20 protein-coding genes and 1 riboswitch are annotated in these 21,793 nt (G+C 65.5%); of the genes, 13 read left to right on the top strand and 7 right to left on the bottom strand.

The features are described from left to right. The first annotated feature begins 56 nt into the window (after nucleotides 1–56). Nucleotides 57–279, top strand: a riboswitch (cobalamin riboswitch). A gap of 52 nt (nucleotides 280–331) precedes the next feature. The 6 genes from FZ025_RS09550 (at nucleotide 332) to FZ025_RS09525 (ending at nucleotide 6,219) form a co-directional block, all read left to right on the top strand. Beyond that, the gene (locus FZ025_RS09550) at nucleotides 332–2,890 is read left to right on the top strand and encodes a ribonucleoside-diphosphate reductase subunit alpha (protein WP_386269809.1); all 2,559 of its coding nucleotides are present in this window, start codon (nucleotides 332–334) and stop codon (nucleotides 2,888–2,890) included. A gap of 126 nt (nucleotides 2,891–3,016) precedes the next feature. Continuing rightward, nucleotides 3,017–4,057 (top strand): ribonucleotide-diphosphate reductase subunit beta, encoded by a 1,041-nt coding sequence (locus FZ025_RS09545; protein ID WP_046978866.1) that lies wholly within the window; start codon nucleotides 3,017–3,019, stop codon nucleotides 4,055–4,057. 88 nt (nucleotides 4,058–4,145) lie between these two features. After that, nucleotides 4,146–4,709: a flavodoxin gene (locus FZ025_RS09540; protein ID WP_046978865.1), complete on the top strand. Its 564-nt coding sequence runs from the start codon at nucleotides 4,146–4,148 to the stop codon at nucleotides 4,707–4,709. A gap of 93 nt (nucleotides 4,710–4,802) precedes the next feature. After that, nucleotides 4,803–5,135, top strand: coding sequence for a thioredoxin family protein (locus tag FZ025_RS09535; RefSeq protein ID WP_046978864.1), 333 nt, complete (start codon nucleotides 4,803–4,805; stop codon nucleotides 5,133–5,135). 79 nt (nucleotides 5,136–5,214) lie between these two features. Then, a complete protein-coding gene (locus FZ025_RS09530; protein ID WP_146093524.1) occupies nucleotides 5,215–5,514 on the top strand; it encodes a hypothetical protein in 300 nt (99 codons plus the stop codon). 36 nt (nucleotides 5,515–5,550) lie between these two features. Next, nucleotides 5,551–6,219 (top strand): VOC family protein, encoded by a 669-nt coding sequence (locus FZ025_RS09525; protein ID WP_046978863.1) that lies wholly within the window; start codon nucleotides 5,551–5,553, stop codon nucleotides 6,217–6,219. Between the two features lie 155 nt (nucleotides 6,220–6,374). On the opposite strand, the gene FZ025_RS09520 is transcribed toward FZ025_RS09525, so the two are convergent. The 6 genes from FZ025_RS09520 to dusA all read right to left on the bottom strand — a co-directional run bounded on the left by FZ025_RS09520 (nucleotide 6,375) and on the right by dusA (nucleotide 13,397). Beyond that, a complete protein-coding gene (locus FZ025_RS09520; protein ID WP_046978862.1) occupies nucleotides 6,375–7,565 on the bottom strand; it encodes a DUF1501 domain-containing protein in 1,191 nt (396 codons plus the stop codon). A 61-nt stretch (nucleotides 7,566–7,626) separates the two neighbouring features. Next, nucleotides 7,627–9,207, bottom strand: coding sequence for a DUF1800 domain-containing protein (locus FZ025_RS09515; RefSeq protein ID WP_046978861.1), 1,581 nt, complete (start codon nucleotides 9,205–9,207; stop codon nucleotides 7,627–7,629). A gap of 141 nt (nucleotides 9,208–9,348) precedes the next feature. After that, complete coding sequence (locus tag FZ025_RS09510; RefSeq protein WP_208803794.1) at nucleotides 9,349–10,719, bottom strand: ATP-binding protein; 1,371 nt, start codon at nucleotides 10,717–10,719, stop codon at nucleotides 9,349–9,351. An 85-nt stretch (nucleotides 10,720–10,804) separates the two neighbouring features. Beyond that, nucleotides 10,805–11,488 carry a response regulator transcription factor gene (locus FZ025_RS09505; RefSeq protein WP_003469280.1) on the bottom strand — a complete coding sequence of 228 codons (684 nt, stop codon included), beginning with the start codon at nucleotides 11,486–11,488 and terminating at the stop codon, nucleotides 10,805–10,807. Nucleotides 11,489–11,572: 84 nt separating this feature from the next. Continuing rightward, the gene (locus FZ025_RS09500) at nucleotides 11,573–11,920 is read right to left on the bottom strand and encodes a hypothetical protein (protein ID WP_386269806.1); all 348 of its coding nucleotides are present in this window, start codon (nucleotides 11,918–11,920) and stop codon (nucleotides 11,573–11,575) included. A gap of 433 nt (nucleotides 11,921–12,353) precedes the next feature. Beyond that, nucleotides 12,354–13,397, bottom strand: a complete 1,044-nt coding sequence (dusA, locus tag FZ025_RS09495; protein ID WP_046978858.1) for a tRNA dihydrouridine(20/20a) synthase DusA — start codon at nucleotides 13,395–13,397, stop codon at nucleotides 12,354–12,356. Between the two features lie 207 nt (nucleotides 13,398–13,604). On the opposite strand from dusA, the gene FZ025_RS09490 reads away from it, so the two are divergent. The 4 genes from FZ025_RS09490 (at nucleotide 13,605) to FZ025_RS09475 (ending at nucleotide 17,308) form a co-directional block, all read left to right on the top strand. Next, nucleotides 13,605–13,919, top strand: coding sequence for a type II toxin-antitoxin system RelE/ParE family toxin (locus tag FZ025_RS09490; protein WP_104558347.1), 315 nt, complete (start codon nucleotides 13,605–13,607; stop codon nucleotides 13,917–13,919). A gap of 266 nt (nucleotides 13,920–14,185) precedes the next feature. Beyond that, entirely contained in the window at nucleotides 14,186–15,283 is a 1,098-nt protein-coding gene (locus tag FZ025_RS09485) for a cupin domain-containing protein (RefSeq protein ID WP_046978856.1), read from the top strand. Beyond that, complete coding sequence (locus tag FZ025_RS09480; RefSeq protein WP_046978855.1) at nucleotides 15,280–16,137, top strand: fumarylacetoacetate hydrolase family protein; 858 nt, start codon at nucleotides 15,280–15,282, stop codon at nucleotides 16,135–16,137. Before FZ025_RS09485 ends, FZ025_RS09480 begins: the two co-directional genes overlap by 4 nt. Next, on the top strand, nucleotides 16,130–17,308 hold the full coding sequence (locus FZ025_RS09475; RefSeq protein ID WP_046978854.1) for a 3-hydroxybenzoate 6-monooxygenase: 1,179 nt from the start codon (nucleotides 16,130–16,132) through the stop codon (nucleotides 17,306–17,308). The genes FZ025_RS09480 and FZ025_RS09475 overlap by 8 nt, the downstream gene beginning before the upstream one ends. On the opposite strand, the gene FZ025_RS09470 is transcribed toward FZ025_RS09475, so the two are convergent. Next, the gene (locus FZ025_RS09470) at nucleotides 17,284–18,138 is read right to left on the bottom strand and encodes an IclR family transcriptional regulator (RefSeq protein WP_104558348.1); all 855 of its coding nucleotides are present in this window, start codon (nucleotides 18,136–18,138) and stop codon (nucleotides 17,284–17,286) included. The genes FZ025_RS09475 and FZ025_RS09470 overlap by 25 nt on opposite strands. A gap of 26 nt (nucleotides 18,139–18,164) precedes the next feature. On the opposite strand from FZ025_RS09470, the gene FZ025_RS09465 reads away from it, so the two are divergent. The 3 genes from FZ025_RS09465 (at nucleotide 18,165) to FZ025_RS09455 (ending at nucleotide 21,766) form a co-directional block, all read left to right on the top strand. After that, nucleotides 18,165–18,452, top strand: coding sequence for an aconitase family protein (locus tag FZ025_RS09465; RefSeq protein ID WP_046978852.1), 288 nt, complete (start codon nucleotides 18,165–18,167; stop codon nucleotides 18,450–18,452). 340 nt (nucleotides 18,453–18,792) lie between these two features. Continuing rightward, the gene (locus tag FZ025_RS09460; RefSeq protein ID WP_053057208.1) at nucleotides 18,793–20,373 is read left to right on the top strand and encodes an alginate export family protein; all 1,581 of its coding nucleotides are present in this window, start codon (nucleotides 18,793–18,795) and stop codon (nucleotides 20,371–20,373) included. Between the two features lie 31 nt (nucleotides 20,374–20,404). After that, entirely contained in the window at nucleotides 20,405–21,766 is a 1,362-nt protein-coding gene (locus tag FZ025_RS09455) for an MFS transporter (protein WP_046978851.1), read from the top strand. Nucleotides 21,767–21,793 lie beyond the last annotated feature (27 nt).

Genomic DNA, 21,793 nt, shown 5'->3' with positions numbered 1-21,793 from the left:
CCGCTTGGGTTTTCGGTTTCATGACTACATTTAGCGTTGACGGCGCCCGGGTACCCCACTATCTTGTGGTGGTCGGTTCCAGCGGCCACCAGGCTGCGGGATCAAAAGGGAAGCCGGTGCGGCGCGCGAGCGCTCAGGCCGGCGCTGCCCCGCAGCGGTAATTGGGAACGAACCCGTCACCCGCACTGAGGCGCCCTGCCTTGGGAAGCGACGGGCTAGGACACCGGCCATCGGCCGTCGCCCATCAGCCCGAAGACCTGCCGACAGCCGCGCGATGCACACAGCGCGGCGCCGACCGTTGCATCTCCGGGGGGAGATGGTCGGTGAAGCGGTGACCGCCCGTAGGCCTTGCGCCTGCGCCGTCGCGGTCGCTGCGACACCGCGCCTGCACCCCGCTGATCCGGTCGGACCGCTGCCTGCGCGGGTCGGGCAGCCGGGTGCACCACGCTTGGAGACCTTCATGAGCCAGACCCACAGCCTGCCGGCCGCAGCCCCCCTCGACACCGCCGACGTCGAACCCACGCCTGCCGCCGCCGCCGCGCAGCCCGATGTGGCCGCCAGCGAGCCGAGCAACGACCAGCGCGCCGTGACCTGGATCGTCAAGGACGGCGGCAACCGCCGCATGGCCTTCGACCGCTCGCGCCTGCAGCGCACCCTGGACCGGATCCATGCCGAGTTCCCGCAGCTGGACGTGGCCGACTACGAGCGCAAGGCGTTCGCCTTCGTCGAGAAGAAGGAAAGCCTGTCGGCCGACGAGATGGTCGACTACCTGATCCGCGAGGCCGAGTCGCGCGTGGACATCGCCACGCCGGAGTGGGAGTACTTCGCCGCGCGCCTGTACCTGCACCGCCTGTACAAGCGCGCCAGCAAGAACCGCTTCTACGATGCCGGCGAGAAGTACGGCTCCTACGTCGGCCTGCAGGAAAGCCTGGCCGACCGCGGCGTGTATTCGATCGACATCCTCAAGAACTACTCCAAGGACGAGCTGGCCGAAGCCGGCAGGATGATCGACCCGGAGCGCGACAAGCTGTTCGCCTACAACGGCCTGTACCTGCTGGCCACGCGCTACCTGGCCACCGACAACTCGCGCAAGGTCTACGAACTGCCGCAGGAACGCTGGCTGACCATCGCGCTGTACCTGATGCAGGACGAGGGCAAGTCCGGCAAAGGCGGGCGCGAGCGCCGCATGCAACTGGTCGGCGAGGCCTACTGGGCGCTGTCCAACCTGTACATGACCGTGGCCACGCCGACCCTGGCCAACGCCGGCAAGATCGGCGGGCAGCTGTCGAGCTGCTTCATCGACACCGTCGACGACAGCCTGCAGGGCATCTACGACTCCAACACCGACGTGGCGCGCGTGTCCAAGCACGGCGGCGGCGTCGGCGCCTACCTGGGCTACGTGCGTTCGTCCGGCTCGGCGATCCGCGGGGTCAAGAACTCCAGCGGCGGCGTGGTGCCGTGGATCAAGCAGCTCAACAACACCGCGGTGTCGGTGGACCAGCTCGGCCAGCGCAAGGGCGCCATCGCCGTGTACCTGGACATCTGGCACCGCGACATCGAGGCGTTCCTGGACCTGCGCCTGAACAACGGCGACCAGCGCCTGCGCGCGCACGACGTGTTCACCGCGGTGTGCGTGCCGGACATCTTCATGGAAGCGGTGGAGCGCCGCGGCGAGTGGTACCTGTTCGACCCGCACGAGGTGAAGGAGGTCAAGGGCTGGTACCTGCAGGACTTCTTCGACGAAAAGCGCGGCGAAGGCACGTTCCGCGCCAGGTACGAGGAAGTGGTCGCCGACGAGCGCATCGGCCGCAAGGTGGTCAAGGCCATCGACATGCTCAAGCGGATCATGGTCAGCCAGCTGGAGACCGGCAACCCGTTCATGTTCTATCGCGACGAAGTCAATCGCATGAACCCGAACAAGCACCAGGGCATGGTCTATTCCAGCAACCTGTGCACCGAGATCCTGCAGAACATGAGCCCGACCCGGGTCATCCAGGAGATGATCAGCGGCGACCAGATCGTGACCACCAAGCAGGCCGGCGATTTCGTCGTGTGCAACCTGTCCTCGGTGAACCTGGGCCGCGCGGTCACCGCGCAGCCGGACCTGCTCTCGCCGGACGTGCTGGAACGGCTGATCCGGGTGCAGGTGCGCATGCTCGACAACGTCATCGACCTCAACGACCTGCCGGTACCGCAGGCCACCATCACCAACCAGAAGTACCGCGCGATCGGCCTGGGCACCTTCGGCTGGCACCACCTGCTGGCGCAGAAGGGCATCGAGTGGAATTCCAGGCAGGCCGAGGACTACTGCGACGAGCTGTACGAGCGCATCAACTACCTGACCATCCAGGCGAGCCTGGCGCTGGCCAAGGAGAAGGGCGCGTACAAGGTGTTCAAGGGCAGCGACTGGCAGAACGGCGAGTACTTCAGCAAGCGCGGCTACGACAGCGCGCAGTGGCAGGAACTGGCCGCGCAGGTCAGCATCAACGGCGTGCGCAACGCGTGGATGATCGCGGTGGCGCCGAACATGAGCACCGCGCAGATCGCCGGCTCCACCGCCTCGATCGACCCGATCTACAGCGCGTTCTACTACGAAGAGAAGAAGGACTTCCGGCGTCCGGTGGTGGCCCCGGGCCTGACCGTGGACACCTATCCGTACTACGAGAAGGGCGCCTACCGGGTCGACCAGTTCGCCAGCGTGCGCCAGAACGCGCGCCGCCAGCGCCACGTCGACCAGTCGATCAGCTTCAACTTCTACGTGCCCAGCACCATCCGCGCCAGCACCCTGCTCGACCTGCACATGACCGCGTGGAAGGAAGGCCTGAAGACCACCTACTACGTGCGCTCCAACGACATCGATATCAGCGAATGCGAGTGGTGCTCAAGCTGATCGCCACCCCGTAGCGGCGCCTGCGCGCGCATGGCCTCCCCATCCAGGGACGCCATGCGCCCGCCGCGTCGTCCCGCATCGCCGCGCCGCTCGCCGGCGCCGTTCAACCGACTACCGAATCCGACCATGGCCATCGCGCTCGACCGCATCAAGATCCTCGAACCGATGCATCCCAACCGTTCCACCGGGATCATCAACGGCACCACCAGCGGCATCCTCAACTGGAACGACATCCCGTACCCGTCGTTCTATCGCGCCTACAAGGAACTGTCGACCAACTTCTGGATCCCCGACGAGGTGGACATGAAGGGCGACGCCAAGCAGTACGGCGAACTGTCGGCGCGCGAGAAGAACGCCTACGACTCGATCATCGGCCTGCTGGCCACGCTGGATTCGCCGCAGACGCGCTTCATCTACAACGTCGCCGAATACATCACCGACCCGGCCGCGCATGCCAACGCGGCGATCATCGGCCAGCAGGAAGTGATCCACAACGAGAGCTATTCCTACGTGCTGGCCTCCATCGCCGGGCTGGCCGACCAGAACCGCGTGTTCGAGATCGCGCGTACGCACCCGACCATCATCGCGCGCAACCAGCCGATCATGCAGGCCTACGACGACTTCATGCGCGACAAGACCGCAGAGACCCTGCTGCGCTCGCTGATCCAGTCCTCGATCCTGGAAGGCATCAACTTCTATTCCGGTTTCGCGTATTTCTACAACCTGGTGCGGCAGAACCGCATGACCGGCACCGGCAAGATCATCAGCTTCATCAACCGCGACGAGCTGGCGCATACCAAGTTCATCAGCGAGCTGATCCGCGCGATCATCGGCGAGAACGCCGCGCTGCAGAGCAACGAGCTGACCGACTACGTGCACCAGGCGTTCGAGCATGCGATCCGGCTGGAGACGCAGTGGTCCGCCGAAGTGCTGGACGGCATCGAGGGCATCGACGTGGACGAGATGATCCAGTACGTGAAGTACCGCGCCAACAAGATGTCCGGCATGCTCGGCATCGAGAAGCTGTACACCGACGCCAGCGACAACGTGATGCCGTGGATCAAGGCCTACGCGGACAACTTCACCGAGACCAAGACCGACTTCTTCGAGATGCGCAACGCCAGCTACAAGAAGACCAACTCGGACAACGGCTTCGACGATCTGTGAGGGGCCGGGATTCGGGATTGGGGATTCGTAACAGCAACGTCGAACCCGCTTTTTCCAATCCCCAATCCCCAATCCCCAATCCCGGCTCATGCGCATCCTGCTCGCCTACGCTTCGCTCAGCGGCAATACCCGCGACGTCGCCCGCCGCGTACATGCGCAGTGCGCGGCGGCCGGGCACCAGGTGACCTGGATCCATACCGACGTGCAGACCCTGCACGGCGCGCTTGGCGACGCCGCGCATGCGGCCAGCTTCGACCTGCACCTGCTCGGCAGCTGGAGCGACAACGCCGGGCGCACCCCGGCGGAGATGAAGCGCTACATCGCCGACCTGGTCGAGGCGGCCGGCAAGACGATCGAGGTCGCCGCGTTCGGCACCGGCGAGACGCAGTGGGGACTGGAGTACTACTGCGGCGCGGTCAAGCGCATCGCCCGCTTCTTCGACAGCGCCTATCCGGTGCTGGAGATCGAGCAGATGCCGCACGGCGAGCGCGACAGCGCGGCGATCGACGCCTGGTCCGCGCAGGTGCTGGCGCTGCGCGCCGCGCGTGCGGCGGCGGCTGGTTCCACGGCGGCGACCGACGTGGCGGCTGCCGAGCCTGCATTGAGCCGGGCCGCCGGCTACGCCCCGCTGCCGCTGCACGACAGCGGCTGATGCTGCATTTCTTTCACCCGCCGTTTCATGGCATCGCCGGCGTCGCGACATTCTTCGCCAGGCATCCTCCGACAGCAGACAAGGTCCCGCTCCATGTTCACCACCATCACCGTCGCCACCGCCGAGCAGTTCGCCGACGCCATCGCCGCGCATCCGCGCGTGCTGGCCGATTTCAACAAGGACAACTGTCCCGGCTGCCGCATGCTCGACAAGTCGCTGGAGCGTTTCGCCGAGAGCGACAGCGCGCAGGGCGTGACCTTGCTGAAGGTGAAGATGGAGGACGTGGGCGAGGACTTCTTCCGCGCCCAGGGCCTGCGCCAGACGCCGACGCTGATGCTGTTCCGCCAGGGCGCGGAAGTGGCGCGGGTGCCGGGCTTCGTGCCGCCGGCGAAGATCGACGAAGCGGTGCGCGCGCATCTGGGCTGAGCGCGTCCGCCGCGGCGGACGCCGCGCGTCGATCGGCCAGTACGTGTTCGCCGCTGTGTCCGCACCCGGCAAATCGTGCATGAGCGACTGCCTGAGGGCGGCCATCGGAAAGCGGAGGCTTGTCACGCATTACGCTGTCGCGCTGAATTCCCGGGCAACGGCCAGCCTGTTCGTTGCCCGCGCAGCATCCTTGCGGGAGCGACTTCAGTCGCGACGGGCCTTCCCGGTAGACCTTGTCGCGGCTGAAGTCGCTCCCACCGGACGCATTGCGCTGCAGAGCGCAGCTGCACCTGCCGAGCATGGTCGGCGCTGCGTGGCAGGCGACTTCGGCAGCACGCCAGACACGCTCCTCATCGCGCTTGACCTCAACCATGCTTGAGGTCATCCAATGGACGCTCCACTGCAAGGAGCCTCCATGCGCATCGCCCAGCTCAGCCTGCCCTGCAGCGCTCCCGCGGCCAGCGCCGCCTTCTATCGCAATGTCCTGCAACTGCCGGTCGCGGCCACGCAGGTGCGCATCGGCTGGAGCCGGCTCGATCTGGTGGCCGCCAACGCCGCGGTCGGCAGCGCGCATCTGGCGTTCAACATCCCCTCGGCCCGCTTCGACGCCGCCTGCGACTGGCTGTCCCGGCGCGCGCCGTTGCTGCGCGATCCGCTGGGCGAATCCCGCTTCGTACTCGACGCTGCGTGGCAATCGCAGTCGCTGTATTTCGCCGGGCCAGACGGCGCGGTGCTCGAACTGATCGCGCGCAAGCCGTTGCCGGTGCACGCCATCGCCGACGGCGCATTCTCCGCGGCCGAGCTGCTGTGCATCAGCGAGATCGGATTGCCCAGCGCGCAGGTGCCGGCGGTCGCCGCCGCAGCGCAGGATCGGCTGGGCCTGATGCCGTTCCTGCCGGTATCCGAGGTGTTCGCGCCGCTCGGCGATCATGAGGGCCTGTTGATCGTGGTCGATGGGCAGCGGCGCTGGTTCCCCGAGCAACGCCAGCGGCCGTTCGCGCAGGGCGTGCGGGTGGTCGTCGAAGGCGTGCACGGCGGGCAGGCGTTGCGCGACGCCGCGGGATGGGAGGTGCTTTCGCAGTGAGCATGCCGGCGCACGCTTCCCTGTAGGAGTGCTTTCAACCGCGACGATTGCAGCGACGGGCCTTCCGGCGACGGATACCGTCGGAGCTGAAGCCCCTCCCACAGTGCACCCCGCCGGCTAAACGCTGCTGATGCAGCAACGGCACAGCGCACATCTCACACCAGTTGCAGATCCCGCGCCTGCGCCTGCGGGAACACCTGCTGCAACTGCGCCGGCGACAGGCCCCACATGCGGCTCAGCAGGCCGGCGAACAGGTCGCGGTAGTTGGTCAGCACCGGGTAGTCGCGATCCTGGAACAGCTTGTCCTTGCTCACCGCGACCTGCTCGCCGGCGATGCGGCCGCCGTTGACCGCGCCGCCCATCACCCAATACGTGGTGCCGTGGCCATGGTCGGTGCCCTTGTCGCCGTTCTCGCGGAAGGTGCGGCCGAACTCGGACAGCACCAGCACCACGGTGTTGCGCCATTCCGGGCCCAGCGCCTCGGCATAGGCCGCCAGGCCCTCGGACAGGTTGGCCAGATTGGTGGCCAGCGTGCCATCGGTGCTGCCCTGGTCGACGTGGGTGTCCCAGCCGCCGACATCGACGAAGCCGAGCCGGTAGCGCTCGCGCATCAGCGTGGCGATGCGCCGGGTCTCGTCGGCGAAGGTGCGGGCGCTGGCGGCGCCGCGGTTGGCCTGCTGCATTTCGTCCTGCAACGCCTGCGACACCTGCTGGCGCAGCGCCAGGCCCTCGTGCGCGGCGCTGGCCAGCGGCGTGCCCTGGTACATCTGCGCCAGGATGCCGGCCTGGCGCTGGTCGAAGCCCGGCGTGGGATTGCGCTTGAGCGACAGGTTGGGAATGTCGCCGCCACCCTGGAAGCTCAGCGGCAGCGAATCGGTGAAGGCGATCGCCGGGGTGCCGGTGGCCACCTGCGACAGCCGCGCCAGGAAGCCGGAGCGGTAGTCGCTGCGCTGCCCGGCCGGCTGCCCGGCCTCGATGCTGTCCTGGGTTTCGAAATGGCTGCGCGACAGGTCGTCGGTGCCGGCGAACGGCACGAACGCCAGCTGCTTGTCGTTCCACATCGGCTGCAAGGTCTCGCGCAGCCGCGGGTTCAATCCCCACTGCGCGTCCAGCGCGATGGCGCTGTTCGGGTTGGCCGGATCCGGCCGCGCGATCGCCAGGGTCGGCCGCGACGCGTAGTAGAAATCGCTGGCATAGGGAACCAGCAGGTTGTTGCTGTCGTAGCCGCCGCGCAGGAACACCACCAGCAGGCGTGGCGATGGCGCCGGCGCAGCGAACAGGCGCCCGGCGAACGGCAGGCTGGCCGCCGCGGCAGCGGAGGCGAACAGGAAATGGCGACGGTGCATGGAGGACCTCCGTGATCGCTGGACGCAGCGGCGGTCGCCGCGCCCAGCGCTATGGGCCGGATCAGCGATAGTTGAAGTCGGGCGATGCCAGCAGGAACGCATTCCACTCCTGCTGCGAGCGCGCCTGCGCCAGCGCCTGGCGGGTGGTCTCCCCGAGTTGCGGCTCGATCGCCTGGTAATACAGCGGTGTGGTCAGTTGCGGAAAACCGCCGCGCTGCTGGCCGTCGCTGGTGAACAACTGGGTGTTGCCGCCGCCGATCGCGCGCGCGATCTCGAAACGCTGCGCCATCTGCCCGGAACTGTTCCAGGCGCTGGACTGCAGCGGCCAGCCGTCGGGGGTGATGCGGCCATAGGTCGGCTCGCCCATCTGGCTCAGCCAGCCCAGCAGCGGCTGCGGATTGACGATGGTCTGTCCGTCGTAGGCCAGGCGCAGCGACGACACCAGGAAGCGGTACGGATCCTTGAACTTGTGCGGCGCGCCGGCGGCCATTTCCGGCGCGGTGAACATCACCTGCAGCACGGCGGCGATATCGCCGTCGCTGCGCTGGAAGGTGCGCGCCATCTTCTCCACCAGCGCCGGCGGCGGCTCGTCGGCGACGAAATACTCGGCCAGGCGCCGCGACACGAAGTGCGCGCAGGCCGGCTGGCGCACGATCAGCTGCACCGCGCGCTCGACCTCGTCGAAGCCGCCGCCGGCGATGCGCTGGCCGAGCAAGGTCTTGTCGCCGGGCTGATGCCGCGCCGGGTTGAATTCGAACGCGCCGCGGCGCAGGTAGTGCGCCTGCTGCGGCGGTGGCAGTTTCGGCGGCGCATCGCGGCGGGGCGGGGCGATGCCGACGCCGGTGAGGATCAGCGCCAGCTGCTGCACGTCGTGCTGGCTGTAGCCGCTGTCCACGCCCAGCGTGTGCAGTTCCATCAGTTCGCGCGCGTAGTTCTCGTTGACCTTGCCCTTGGCGTTCTGCGCGTTGTCCAGATATTCGAGCATGGCCGGGCTCTGCAGCGTCGCCATCACCAGATCGGAGAACTTGCCCAGCGCGTGCGGGCGGATCGCGTTGTCGGTGTAGTCGGCGACGGTCCAGTGCAGGCGGCCCTTGTCGGCGAACACGCTGAAGTGGTTGAGCCAGAACCACACCATCTGCTCGCGCAACTGGTCGCGCGAATACACCGCGCGCAGCAGCTGCGCCTGCCGCGCCTGCGCCAGCAGCGCATCGGCGCGCTGCTGCAGGGCTTTCTTCGCCGCGAGCCTGGCCTCGCCATCGGGCATCGCCTTGATGTACTGCCGGCGCGCGTCCAACTGCTTGAGCAGCTCCTGCACCGGCGTATGCAGCGCCTCGTAGCCGTCCAGCTGCGCGCGCACCGGCGCAGGCAGGGCGGCGTCGCCGCCGGAGGCCTGCAGCTGGTCGCGCAGGAAGCGCTTGCGCCCATCGTGCTGCAGCTGCGACACGCTGGCGCTGTCCAGGCCGGTGGTCATCGATTGCAGCCAGCGCGCATCGTCGCGTTCGAGCACCTTCTGGCTGCCGGCGATGGCGGCCACGGTGAACAGCACCAGCAGCAGCGACAACAGCAGCCGCTGCGCGTTGCGCAACGCGCGGCGCCCATGCACGCGCAGACGCGATGCGGGACGTTGCCGGGGCTCGGGCATGCGGCGCTCCTTGGAGGGGGAAACCGGGTGTGACGAACCGCGCAGTATCCGCGTCCGCCTGCGCCAGGCGTTAAGCCGATGTCGGAAGCGTCTGCGGCGTTTGCGCGGGATTCACCTGCAGGCCGCGTGCAGCCGCTGCGGCTACAGGCCCGGCGGCATGGTCACCAGGAAGCGCGCGCCGCCCAGTTCCTCGGAACGGCTCACCTGCAGTTCGCCGCGATAGCCCTTGACCAGATCCTGCACGATCGCCAGGCCGATGCCGTGGCCATGCACGCGCTCGTCGCCGCGCACGCCGCGCTGCAGGATGTGCGCGACCTCGTCCGGCGCGATGCCGGGGCCGTCGTCCTCCACCGACATCACCAGGCCGGCGCGGCGGCTGCCGGCGGCCGGGGCCGGACGCACGCTCAGCAGCACCCGCCGCCGCGCCCACTTGAAGGCGTTCTCGAGCAGGTTGCCGAGCAGTTCCTGCAGGTCGCCGGGTTCGCCGTGGAAGCGCGCGCTCGGCTCGATGTCGAACTCGCACAACACGCCCTTGGCCGCGTACACCTTCTCCAGACCGCGCACGATCTCCTCGGCATTGGATTCGATCGGCAGCGGCGCGGAGAACAGCTTGTGGCCGCTGGAAGCGGCGCGGCTGAGCTGATAGGTCACCAGGTTGTTCATGCGCCGCAGCTGCGCGTCCAGTTCCTCGCGCAGCTCCGGGCCGTCGGTGCCGCTGTCGAGCTGGGTGCGCAGCACCGCCAGCGGCGTCTTCAGGCTGTGCGCCAGATCGGCCAGGGTGTTGCGCTGGCGGTCCAGGTTTTCGCGCTCGCTCTCGATGAAGGCGTTGATGCTGTCGGTCAGCGGTTCCAGCTCGCGCGGATGGCGATCGCCCATGCGTACCGCTTCGCCGCGCTGCACCCTGGTCAGTTCGTTGATCACCCGCCGCAGCGGGCGCAGGCTCCATTGCAGGATGAAGGCCTGCAGCAGCAACAGGATCAGCCCGGCGCCGCCGAGGTTGAACCACACCCGGCCGCGGAACACGCGCAGCTGCGCGCCCAGCGCGCGGGTGTCCTCCATGATGTAGATGGTGACCGGGGTTTCCTTGTCGCGGCGCACGTAGGCCAGGCCGATGCCGTAGCGGTAGACCTCGCCTTCGCTGCCGTCGATCTGGGTCATCGGCCAGGGACCGTCGAAGGTCTCCTGGCGCGGTTCGAGCATGCCGCCCTTGGGCGGCAGCGGACCTTCGCTGGACATCGAGATCCAGCGCTCGTTGGGCATCACGATCTGCACGTACAGGCCGCTGCCCGGCCGGTCGAAGTGCGGGTCCGGCGGCGGCTTGTCGTCGTTGATGTACAGCGAGCCGTCGCGCGCCACGTCGACATTGTTGGCGTAGGCGGTGGCGTAGCTCTTCAGGCGCTCGCGCAGGTTGCTCAGCGCGGTGTCGGCGAAGGCCTGGTCCAGCGCGTAGCCGGCCGCGGCCAGGAACGCCACCAGGCTCAGGCTGGCGGCCAGCAGCTGGCGCGCCTGCAACGAACGCGGGCGCCAGCGCTTGTACCACTTGGGCCGTGCCACCACCCCGTCGCGTCCTTCGCTTGCTCGTCGCAGGCGCGTGGGATCAGCCTTCGGTGCGCGGGATGGCGAACCGGTAGCCGCGGCCGCGCACGGTCTCGATCGGCTTCAGTTCGCCGTCCGGATCCAGCTTCTTGCGCAGGCGGCCGATGAACACTTCCAGCACGTTGGAATCGCGGTCGAAGTCCTGCTGGTAGATGTGCTCGGTGAGGTCGGCCTTGGAGACCAGTTCGCCGGCATGCATCATCAGGTACTCGAGCACCTTGTATTCGTAGCTGGTCAGATCGACGTTGCTGCCGCTGACGCTGACCGTCTGCGCGGCCAGATCCAGCGCCACCGGCCCGCATTCCAGGGTCGGCTTGCTCCAGCCCGCGGCGCGGCGCAGCAGCGCGTTGACCCGCGCCAGCAACTCCTCGACGTGGAACGGCTTGACCAGATAGTCGTCGGCGCCCTGCTTCAGGCCCTCGACCTTGTCCTGCCAGCTGGAACGCGCGGTGAGGATCAGCACCGGAAACTTCTTGCCTTCGTCGCGCAGCGCCTTGATCAGCTCCATGCCCGACATCTTCGGCAGGCCGAGATCGATGATGCCCACGTCGAAGGGCACTTCGCGGCCCATGTACAGGCCTTCCTCGCCGTCCTGCGCCGCATCCACCGCAAAACCTTCGCGCTTCAGGCGAGCAGCCAGGGTCTCTCGCAGCGGAGCTTCGTCTTCGACCAGAAGGATACGCATGAACTCTCCCTAGTGACTTACAGATGGCCCCGATGGCCGGCGGCCGGGGCAGTGGGTATTGCAAGCTGAACCAGACTATCCGGGTCAGGGGTTATCGCCGCGTGGTGGTTCCTGCGCGTCGCCGGGGCGCGGCAGCGGGGCGCGGCCACGCTGCGGCGCGGCGCGGCCAGGCGGCGGATCGTCCATGTAGCGCACGCGCCCGCGGTCATCCATGTACTTGACGCGATTGATGTCGCGCCCGTCGAACGGCACGCGCTCGGCGCCGAGGATCTGCCCACCGGTGGACCGCTGCACCCGGCGTACCGCGTCGGACAGCGAACTACTTCTGTAGTCGCGGGTCCGGGCCGCGTCGTGGGGCGGCGCCATCGACCCGCCCGGAGCCATCGGCATGCCCGGACCCGGCTGCTGCGCCCAGCCATCGGCCACGGCCATGAGCGCGAATGCGATCACGGCGGCGGTGCGGCAGCGGCGGAGAGTGGGCGAGGTCACGAACGGGCATCCTAACGGACGGATCGGAAACGTTCAAAAGTTGTGAAACGGGACGCCTGGCAGCGCCGCCAAGGTTTCGCAAAAACGAGCCAAATTCTTGATTTTTCGGGGTGAATCCGATCTGAACTTTTCCTGCCGCGGCTGCCGGCGTTCAGTGAAATGAACTTCCGGCTCCGCCCGACGGTCCGTTGCCAACAGTGCCCGGCCGCCCTCGGCAAGGATCTGCCGCCCTTGCTGCGCCAGCACATGCTGCCGCGGCAAGCTGAACAAAGTAACTGAACGGGCGTTCGAAAGGGGAGCGCGGCCTCCGTCGAGACAGCTTGCGTTGGGGACTCGGGAGCGTGGCGTCGGCGAACCGCCGCGCGTCCCGGGGTCGCTATGCTGCGACGCGCGGCGTGCCCTCGGTCATAAGCAAAGCCTGTTCCAACAGCGCCCAATCCGCCCCCGGCCGGTGCGCCCCCTCGCTGAGCACCTGGCGGAATGCACGGCCGCCCGGCTGGCCGTGGAACAGGCCGAGCAGATGCCGGGCGATGTGCTTGAGCGCGACGCCGTCGGCCAGGCGCGCCTCCACATAGGGCCGCAGCGCGCGCAGCAGCTCGGCGCGCGGCCGCGGCGCCGCGCCGCTCAGGGCCGCGTCCAGCCGATGCAGCACATAGGGATCGTGATAGGCCGCGCGGCCCAGCATCACCCCATCGACCGCAGTCAGCTGCGCTCGCGCCGTGTCCACGTCGGCCAGCCCGCCGTTGAGCACGATCTGCAGCTGCGCACGCTCGCGCTTGAGCCGGTAGGCCCAGTCGTAGCGCAGCGGCGGCACCTCGCGGTTCTCCTTCGGCGACAGCCCCTGCAGCCATGCATTGCGCGCGTGCACCACGAACAGCCCGCAGCCGGCCGCGGCGACCTGGTCGACGAAACCCAGGAACACCGCGTAGTCGGCGTCCTGGTCGACCCCGAGCCGGCACTTCACCGTGACCGGGATGTCCACCGCCTGCGCCATCGCCGCCACGCAATCGGCGACCAGCGCCGGCTCGCGCATCAGGCAGGCGCCGAAACGCCCGGCCTGGACCCGGTCGGACGGGCAACCGCAATTGAGATTGATCTCGTCGTAGCCCCACTCCTGGCCGATCCGCGCCGCCTGCGCCAGCAGCGCCGGATCGCTGCCGCCGAGCTGCAGCGCCAGCGGATGCTCGATCGCATCGAAGCCCAGCAGCCGCACGCGATCACCCAGCAGCACCGCATTGGCGTGGACCATCTCGGTATACAGCCGCGCCGACGGCGCCAGCAGCCGGTGGAATACGCGGCAGTGGCGGTCGGTCCAGTCCATCATCGGCGCCACGGACAGGCGCAGGGCGTCCTCATAGCGCGATTTCTCGCGCAACTCCAATGCCTTGCTCGTGTCTTCGGGTTCCTCAGTTGCGCTCATGATCGGTCGGTTTCGCGAGTTTTCGGGTGTCCGTTGCTGCGCTGGATGCTACGGAAACGTCCATGTAGCATCGGCCACGCGGGAAACATCGTCAGGCGTCGCCGCAAAAGACGGCTCGCTAGGTTACACGGCCCAGATCGGTCTCCGCCGGCAAGACGTGCCTCGCTCCGAGTCGGAGGCCTTCGATCGTCGACAGCTGGTCACCGCATGCAGGTCGAAGAGCAGGCACCAAGCCGGTCCCTTGACTCGCTTGCCATTTATATCAATACGCATATAGCGACGCACACCAAGCCGATAGCGTTCCTCGGTGATTCCCTGGATCGCCTCCGGGAGTTCTCGGAGGACGCGAAGCGGGATGCCGGCTACCCGTTGGATCGCGTGCAGCGCGGACTGCAGCCGGACAACGTCAAGCCCATGCCATCGATCGGCAAGGGTGTCGAAGAGATCCGGGTCCGGGACGACACCGGCGCGTATCGCGTCATCTGCGAAAACGCCAATGTCGCCATCTTACTTATCATATAAGGATATTTATGTCCTCATTGGCAGGACTTCTAAAGAGTGTTGAAGCACCTGAATCTCTCGTAATTTCTCTTTTTTAAACGGGGCGATGAGGTATTTGCTGCAGCGCAGCTTGACGCACTGCATGGATTGCTGTTTTATCGCAATATGATAATTAATTGACATGGATTGAGCGATAGCCTTTTGCTGTTGCCGGGACCGCACGTCCAACATCGCGCTGCAAGTCGACAGGACAAGTGGCCATTCGTCCGCATCTAAGAGGAGGCCCAATGAACACTCGCGCCCATGCGTTGACCCAGGGAAGCGCTGCTGCTCCAGACTCTTTCGACTTTCGAGAAATGCTCGCCCAGGACTTCATGGCTCCCCTCTGGGAAGTTCTGCGTGGTCTGACGCCGCGTGAGCCAAAACAGGTAGTCGATCCGGTGATCTGGCGCGCAGACACCATTCGACAGCACATGACGCGCGCGTGTGCTGAGATCTCGGCCGAGGACGCCGAACGGCGCGTGCTTGTGCTGGAAAATCCCAAACTACAGGGACGCTCGTTGGCGACGAACTCCCTATATGCAGGCATACAGATGATCTTGCCTGGTGAGATTGCACCGTGCCATCGACATACCGCATCAGCCCTGCGATTGATCCTGGAGGGCGGTAAAGGCTTCACCACCGTGCAGGGAGAAAGGGTGGAGATGCGGCGCGGCGATTTCATTATCACCCCCACGAACGTGTTCCACGATCACGGGGCACTGGGTGATGCGCCGGTCATGTGGCTCGACGGTCTGGACGTGCCGATCGTACAGATGCTCAACGCCGGCTTTTCCGCCGACTATCCCGAACAACACCAGCCAGAAGGCCGTCCGCTCGGCGATGCGCAAGCGCGCTATGCCAGTGGCCTCATTCCGGTAGGACAGGAACCCACCGGCGCAGCCAGCCCTCTGTTCCACTATCCCTATGCCACCACACGCCCAGCACTTAACGCTCTGGCGCGCACTCAAGAATGGAATCCCGAGCACGGCCTGAAGATGGCCTTTTCTGACCCAACCACAGGCCGATCACCGATCCGCACGATGGGCGCATATCTGCAGCTGCTGCCGGCAGGCTTCCGCGGCGTTGCACATCGTGAAACCGATGCAGCGGTGATGTGTGTGGTGGAAGGCAGTGCGCGCATCCGGCTGGGCGATCAAATCCTGACGGTTCACGAGAACGATGTCTTTGTCGCACCAGGTTGGCTGTGGCGCCATTTCGAGGCCGACCAGGAGTGCGTCCTCTTCAGCTTTTCAGACCGTCCCCTGCAGGAATACCTCGGCTTCTGGCGCGGCGAACGCGCGGCAGCCCGACAACCCGACATCACCCAAGGAGTACTGGCTTGAAGATCTGCTTTTTCGACGAATGGCGCCTGGGTGTAATCGAGGGCAACCAGGTCCTCGATGTAACGGCCGCACTGGATTCGCTCCCTGCCACCCGCTATCCGCACCCGTCCGGCGACTTATTCATCCGTCATCTGGACGTGCTGAAGCCTGTCATTCAATCCTTACAGGCCGAGGCAACGCGCAAGCCACTGGCTCAGGTTTCGCTGCGATCGCCCGTGCCGCGTCCAGGCAAACTCATCGCCGCGCCTGTCAATTATCAGGCCCACCTGGACGAGGCCATTGCCGACACCGCGACATTTTCGCGGGCGCACGCGCGAAAGATTCAGGAGACCGGCGTGTTCCTCAAGGCCACCAGTTCACTGATCGGTGTTGGCCAGCCCATCGTCATCGGGCTTCCCGACCGCCGCACCGATCACGAAATCGAACTCGCGGTCGTCATCGGAAAGCCCGCAAAGCAGGTCAAGGCTGCCGACGCCCTCGATCATGTGGCTGGGTACAGCATCGGATTGGACATCACGATCCGCGGCCCGGAAGAACGCAGTCTGAGGAAGTCGCTGGACACCTATTCGGTACTCGGCCCGTGGTTGGTGACCGCCGACGAACTGCAGGACCCCTCCGGGCGTGAGCTGCTGCTGCAAATCAACGATGAAGTCCGTCAGCGTGCCAACACGCGCGACCTCATCCTGGATGTTGGCCAGCTGATCGAGTTCGCCAGCAAGTTCTATTCGCTTGAACCGGGCGATGTGATCTTCACCGGAACACCCGAGGGGGTTGGGCCGATCCATCCGGGCGACCGCCTGTGCGCATCCATCAGTGGCATCGGCAAACTCGAAATGGCGGTGACCCATGAATGACCTTCCCGTCCTCATCATCGGCGGCGGCATCGGCGGCCTTGCCACGGCACTGGCGCTGGCACAGCGGCAGATACCCACGGTCCTGGTCGAACAGGCAAGGGAGTTCCTCGAAATCGGTGCCGGTATTCAGCTCGGGCCCAACGGCTTTCGCGCGCTGCGGGCCCTTGGCCTGGACGAGGAGGCCATGCAGCTGGGCATCTTCCCGGACGAGCTGGTGTTCATGGACAGCGTGTCCGGCAGCCGGGTCACCACGATCCCCACCGGCAAGGAATTCATGGAGCGTTTCGAGTTCCCTTACACGCTGATCCACAGAGCGGACTTGCACGCGGTGCTGCTGGCCGCTGCCCGGCGCGATCCTTTGATCGAACTGCACACCAACGTCAAAGTGACCAGCATCACCGAAGGCGCCAGCATCACCCTCACCACCGACAGCGGCTGCAACTTCATTGGCTCGGCCCTGATCGGCGCCGATGGGCTGTGGTCCAAGACCCGCGAGCTGGTCGTTGCCGATGGCGCCCCGATGGTCTCTGGACACATCGCCTATCGCGCGGTGCTGCCCACTGCCGATGTGCCCCAGGAGTTCCGGCAGAACGCGATGATCCTGTGGGGCGGCCCAAAGCATCACCTGGTCCAATATCCACTGCGCGGCGGCGAATTGTTCAACCTGGTCGCAGTATTCCACAGCGACAAGTATGTGGAAGGGTGGAACACGAAGGGCGATGCGGCCGAGCTTGGACGCAGGTTTGCCGGTGCATGCGACACGGTGCGCGCGCTGCTTTCAAGGATCGAAACCTGGCGCATGTGGGTGCTGTGCGACCGCGAGCCTGTAAAAAACTGGACGCGGGGCAACATCACCCTGGTCGGTGATGCGGCCCACCCGATGTTGCAGTACCTGGCACAGGGCGCATGTATGGCGCTGGAGGATGCGGTCGCGCTCGGCCAGTGCGTGGCCGACAAGCCTTCCGACCTGTCCGCCGTATTCCAGGACTATCAGGCGCAGCGCTACCTGAGGACGGGTCGTTGCCAGGTCATGGCGCGGGTGCATGGCGAGTTCTATCACGCCGACGGTGTCAAGGCCGAGATGCGCAATCTAATGTTGGCCGGCCGCACACCTGCCCAGGCCTATGCCGGCCTAGACTGGCTCTATCAAGATGCGGCGCGTGCCGCGTGAAGCTGCGGGCTGCCAGCGGTCGTGCCGAAATTGGTGGTGATGCGCACCGCGGCAGCGCTCACCGACCTTTCCAGGGCCGGGTCGTCGAATCCGGCCTGGTCGGTCAGCAGGACCAAACCGAGGCTACCAATCACCTGGCCATTATCGAAGATCGGCGCAGCGACGCCCCGCGTCGGGGTACCGAGCTCCCCAAGCGTCGTGATTGCTTCTCGCGTGCGCAACGTGCGCACCTGCGCCTTGAGGTGCTCCCAGTCGGGGCCGAGGCCACTGGATGCGGTATCGGCATCGGTCTGACGGGCATCCCAGAGCGTCTTGATGGTCTTGAGAGGCAGATGCGCCAGCACGGCCTTGGATGCGGCGCCACGCCACAGCGGCATGGGCAGGCCGCGCTCGTAACTGACCGAAAGTTGCGGTGGCAAAATCAACTCTTCGTGGATGCAGATAATCTGCCCGTTGTAGAGCCGGCACAGGATGGCGACGCTGTAGGGCGGCGCGGCCGAGACGATACTCCGCATCTCCGCGCGCGCCAGGTTGATCAGCGGATCGTTGAGCCGCATGAGGCGGTCCAGTTTCATGATTGCAGGACCCAGCACATAGCGCCCGGGGCCATTACTCACGATGTAGCCGGCACTGGCCAGCGTACGGAAATAGCGGTAGGCATTGGACACCGAAATCCCAAGTCTTGCGGCACCGCGCTCTACGGTCCAGATGCTTCCACCAGACCCAAAAAGCTCAAGCAGTTCAATCAACCGGTCAGAGGTTCTGGTTGTCACGCGGCAGGTGGCCTTTTCTCGTACTGGAGATCCCCATTCTCGCAGGCGCAGGCGCATTCGTCTTCGGATCAGGGAGGGTGGGCATGAACGCCATCCCGCACACTCTATACGACAGGCTCCGGGACGCACATGCCATCGAAGAGCGTGACGATGGCACGTGCCTGATCTGCGTCGATCGGCATCTGGTGCATGAACTGACCAGCCCGCAGGCATTGGAGTCCCTGCGCCTGACTTCGCGCACGGTGCGCAGGCCGACAATGACCTTGGCGATGGCCGACCACAACGTGCCGATCTGGTGCCTTGCTGACATCGGCATCAGGGCGATCTTCGCGAGCAGCTTCGCCGACATCTTCTGGCAGAACGCGAGGTAGAACGGCATCGCTGCCATCGCGTTGGGCGACGCCGAAATCGGCCAGCGCATGCAAGCCTCCGCCCACGCGGCCACGATCGACCTGGACCCAGAGCCGCAACGCATCACCGTCGATGCGCGTTTCGACATCGGATTCGCAATCGAGCCATTACTCCGCGCTCGATTGATGGCGTGCACCGATCAGATCGACCAGACCATGCAGGCACTGGAAAGCATTTCCAGCAAGGAAGCCATCTGGCGAAAGGCAGCGCCGTGGCTGCAGCTGGAGGGCTGCGACCAGCGGCAAATAAAACGCGCGATCTATCCACAGCAACGGATCGCTTCATCAGGAGAGGGGATGAATGAACATGTGTGGAAGCAAAACCGCGGCGAGCGGTGCGGTAGTCGGCTGGCCGGCATTCCAGCGAATGGCCTGGCCTGCGGTCATGACGGGCTTGTTCCTGCCCTTCGCGGCAATGGCACAAGAAAACGTCCAGTCCCGGGCCGAGCGCACGCCGCAAGCGCAGGCGCAGGCGCCGGCCAAAGACACTGCGCTGCTGAGGATCGGCGCGCCCGGCCCGGTTCCCGCACCCGCCGGCGCTCCCATTCCCGAACCGGTCCCAGGCGGACGCAAAGGACCGGCGCGCACGCCGCAGTCGCTACGTTGGAGCGAAGACTGGAGCAGCCTGAAAACCGCATCGGACAGGCGTCCACTGGAAGCGCTGCGCTATCTTCCGCTGGGAGACCAGGCCTATCTTTCAATTGGTGGAGAGGTCCGTTACTACTACAACTACTGGGAGCACCTGCGCCTGGGCGCCAGCCCAGACGATCGACTGGACCATCTCCAGCAGCGCCTCAGGCTCAATGCCGATCTGCATGTCGGCAACAATCTCCGCGCTTTCTTCGAAATAGGTGACGACCGCGAATTCTTCGCCAGGTCGGTAACGCCTCCCAACCGCGACAAGCTCGATGTCAGGCAGGCGTTTCTCGATGTCCGCATCCCGCTCAAGGACGGATTGAGCTTGACCGTGCGTCCGGGCCGGTTCGAGATGCCGCTGGGTAATGGGAAGCTCATCGGCATGCGGGACGGCACCAATGTGCGCTTCATCTACCAAGGCCTGCGCGCCACCCTGATCGACCAAGGGCGCTTCAAGCTGGATGGTTTCAGCGTCAAGCCAGTGTCCTACGCTCCGGGCAGATTCGATGACTCGGTCCAGGCCGGCACGCACTTCAACGGACTCTATGGCTCAGTCTTGCTTGCGCCCACCTCGACGCTGGATGCGTACTACTACGATGTAGCCCGTCCCTTGGCCCGCTACCGCGACACAAGCGGCAAGGAGGTACGACGCTCCTATGGCACCAGGCTGGCGATCCGCGCCCATGGCATCGACTTCGATGGCGAAGCGACCTACCAAGACGGCAGCGTGGGCAACCAGCGGATCGAAGCCTGGGGGCTTCTGCTGGAAGGCGGCTATACCTTCGCCGGTTCCCGGTTGTCACCGCGACTTGGCGCACGTCTGAATGCTTTCAGCGGTGACGGCGACCGGGGCGATGGAAAGATCGGCACCTTCGTTCCCCCGTTTCCGCGATTGCCCCTGTATTCCGACGCAAGTTGGCTCAATTTTTCAAATCTGCTGGATTTCTATCCAACCATCACGCTCAAACCCGCATCAAGACTCACCGTCAGTGCCGGTCCTGAGCTGTTCTGGCGACAGAGTCGCAACGACGCGGTGTACTTCGGACCGTCGACCGCGCCCCTGCTGACCCCCACAGATGGCAAGAGATTGGTCGGCACCAACTGGAATCTCCAGGTCGACTACGTGGCCACGCGCAATCTCAGCTTCCGCTTGTTCGCGACAAAGTTCGATGCCAGCCGATCTTTCAAGAGTGGCGGCGGTAAGAGCTCGAATTACTTCGGCTATTGGGCTGTCTTCCGCTTCTAACAGCGAACATCAAATTCCGGGACTTCAATACATGAACACTCTTTCCTCACCACGGGAACGGACGAGCTTTGACATCGCAAGCCTGCTCGACCACGGATCTTGGACTGCGCTGCAGAAGCGTGCGCTGATTCTGATCAGCCTGGTGGGCGTTGTCGACGGCGTCGATGCCCAGGTGCTGAGCCTTTCGTTGCCCATGATCACCAAGGATTGGGGCGTGGCGCGCGCGGACTTCGCCGTGCTCATGGCGCTGTCGTTCATCGCCATGGCAGTGGGCACTGCGTTGGGCGGCTTGGCGGGCGACCGCCTGGGCCGCAAGCCGACGTTGATCTTTGCTACCGCCGTCTTTGGTGCGTTCACCTTTGCCGGTGCGTTCAGCGATTCGATCCTGAGCCTTGGAATTCTGCGGGGTATCGCATCGCTTGGACTGGGCGCTGCAATGCCCAATGCCGCCACGCTCGTCGCTGAGTCGACACCACTTAAGCAGCGCAACTTGGCTCTTGGCATCTGCATGAGCGCATTGCCGGTCGGCGGCATCCTGCTCGGATTCCTGGGGGCCTATCTGCTGCCTGCCCATGGTTGGCAGACCCTCTTCATGGTGGCTGGCGGGCTGCCTTTGCTGCTGGCGGTTGTACTGACCGTATGGCTTCCCGAGTCGCTGCGCTACAGGTTTCGTGCCGAGGGGCACACCACGCGCGTCACGCGACTGGCAGCGAGAATGGGGGCGTCCCTGTCGGCAGACATGACGGTCATTGACACCGGCGAAGAGGGGCCGCGCAAACATGCGCCTCTCCGCATGATCTTTGCCGGTGAATTCGCCCGGGACACCTATCTACTCTGTATCGCGTTCTTCTTTGTGGTTCTGTCCACTTATCTTGTCTACACGTGGTTCCCGTCGCTGTTCTCGGACCTCGGGTTTTCGCCCAAGTCAATTGGAACCAGCCTGTCCTGCTTCAGCGCGGGTGGATTGGTCGGTGGCATCCTAGGCGCACGCCTGGTCCAACGTGTTGGTTCACGCATTGCGTTAGTGGCCATGAGCGTTGGCGGCAGCGCCTGTGCTGTCCTGATCCTGCTGCTGGCCCAGGCGCCAGGCGTCGATACGACGGTGCCCATTCTGGCCGCGTTGTTCTTCGCCGGCGTGCTGATCCCAGGCACCCAAGCGGCCATCTATGTCCTTGCCGGCCAAATATATCCCACGCCCATCCGCGCCACCGGCGTGGGCCTGTCGGCTGGCGTCGGACGGCTGGGAGCAGTCACCAGCGCCTTCATTGGTCCGCTGCTCCTGGCATCGCATGGCGCGGCATTTTTTGTCGCGTTGGCGGTGGCAATGCTGATCGTAGCTGGCGCGCTTTTAGCGGTTCGGCATCGGATCAACCGAAGAGCAGCGGCACTCTGAGGCAATGAGAGTCGTGTTGGGAAGAGG

The organism is Xanthomonas hyacinthi, assembly GCF_009769165.1.
GTDB lineage: Bacteria > Pseudomonadota > Gammaproteobacteria > Xanthomonadales > Xanthomonadaceae > Xanthomonas_A > Xanthomonas_A hyacinthi.
Note: the sequence above shows the minus strand (reverse complement) of the source record. Positions and strands in the feature narration are given on the sequence as shown.

Bases quoted from the DNA above. Each gene is read 5' to 3' on its own strand.
- FZ025_RS09540 (WP_046978865.1), top strand. From the start codon at position 4,146: ATGCGCATCCTGCTCGCCTACGCTTCGCTCAGCGGCAATACCCGCGAC.
- FZ025_RS09530 (WP_146093524.1), top strand. From the start codon at position 5,215: ATGAGCGACTGCCTGAGGGCGGCCATCGGAAAGCGGAGGCTTGTCACG.
- FZ025_RS09535 (WP_046978864.1), top strand. From the start codon at position 4,803: ATGTTCACCACCATCACCGTCGCCACCGCCGAGCAGTTCGCCGACGCC.
- FZ025_RS09505 (WP_003469280.1), bottom strand. From the start codon at position 11,488: ATGCGTATCCTTCTGGTCGAAGACGAAGCTCCGCTGCGAGAGACCCTG.
- FZ025_RS09455 (WP_046978851.1), top strand. From the start codon at position 20,405: ATGAACACTCTTTCCTCACCACGGGAACGGACGAGCTTTGACATCGCA.
- FZ025_RS09490 (WP_104558347.1), top strand. From the start codon at position 13,605: ATGCAGGTCGAAGAGCAGGCACCAAGCCGGTCCCTTGACTCGCTTGCC.
- FZ025_RS09525 (WP_046978863.1), top strand. From the start codon at position 5,551: ATGCGCATCGCCCAGCTCAGCCTGCCCTGCAGCGCTCCCGCGGCCAGC.
- FZ025_RS09465 (WP_046978852.1), top strand. From the start codon at position 18,165: ATGAACGCCATCCCGCACACTCTATACGACAGGCTCCGGGACGCACAT.
- FZ025_RS09460 (WP_053057208.1), top strand. From the start codon at position 18,793: ATGAACATGTGTGGAAGCAAAACCGCGGCGAGCGGTGCGGTAGTCGGC.
- FZ025_RS09500 (WP_386269806.1), bottom strand. From the start codon at position 11,920: ATGGCCGTGGCCGATGGCTGGGCGCAGCAGCCGGGTCCGGGCATGCCG.
- FZ025_RS09485 (WP_046978856.1), top strand. From the start codon at position 14,186: ATGAACACTCGCGCCCATGCGTTGACCCAGGGAAGCGCTGCTGCTCCA.
- FZ025_RS09475 (WP_046978854.1), top strand. From the start codon at position 16,130: ATGAATGACCTTCCCGTCCTCATCATCGGCGGCGGCATCGGCGGCCTT.
- FZ025_RS09470 (WP_104558348.1), bottom strand. From the start codon at position 18,138: ATGCGCCTGCGCCTGCGAGAATGGGGATCTCCAGTACGAGAAAAGGCC.
- dusA (WP_046978858.1), bottom strand. From the start codon at position 13,397: ATGAGCGCAACTGAGGAACCCGAAGACACGAGCAAGGCATTGGAGTTG.
- FZ025_RS09520 (WP_046978862.1), bottom strand. From the start codon at position 7,565: ATGCACCGTCGCCATTTCCTGTTCGCCTCCGCTGCCGCGGCGGCCAGC.
- FZ025_RS09545 (WP_046978866.1), top strand. From the start codon at position 3,017: ATGGCCATCGCGCTCGACCGCATCAAGATCCTCGAACCGATGCATCCC.
- FZ025_RS09515 (WP_046978861.1), bottom strand. From the start codon at position 9,207: ATGCCCGAGCCCCGGCAACGTCCCGCATCGCGTCTGCGCGTGCATGGG.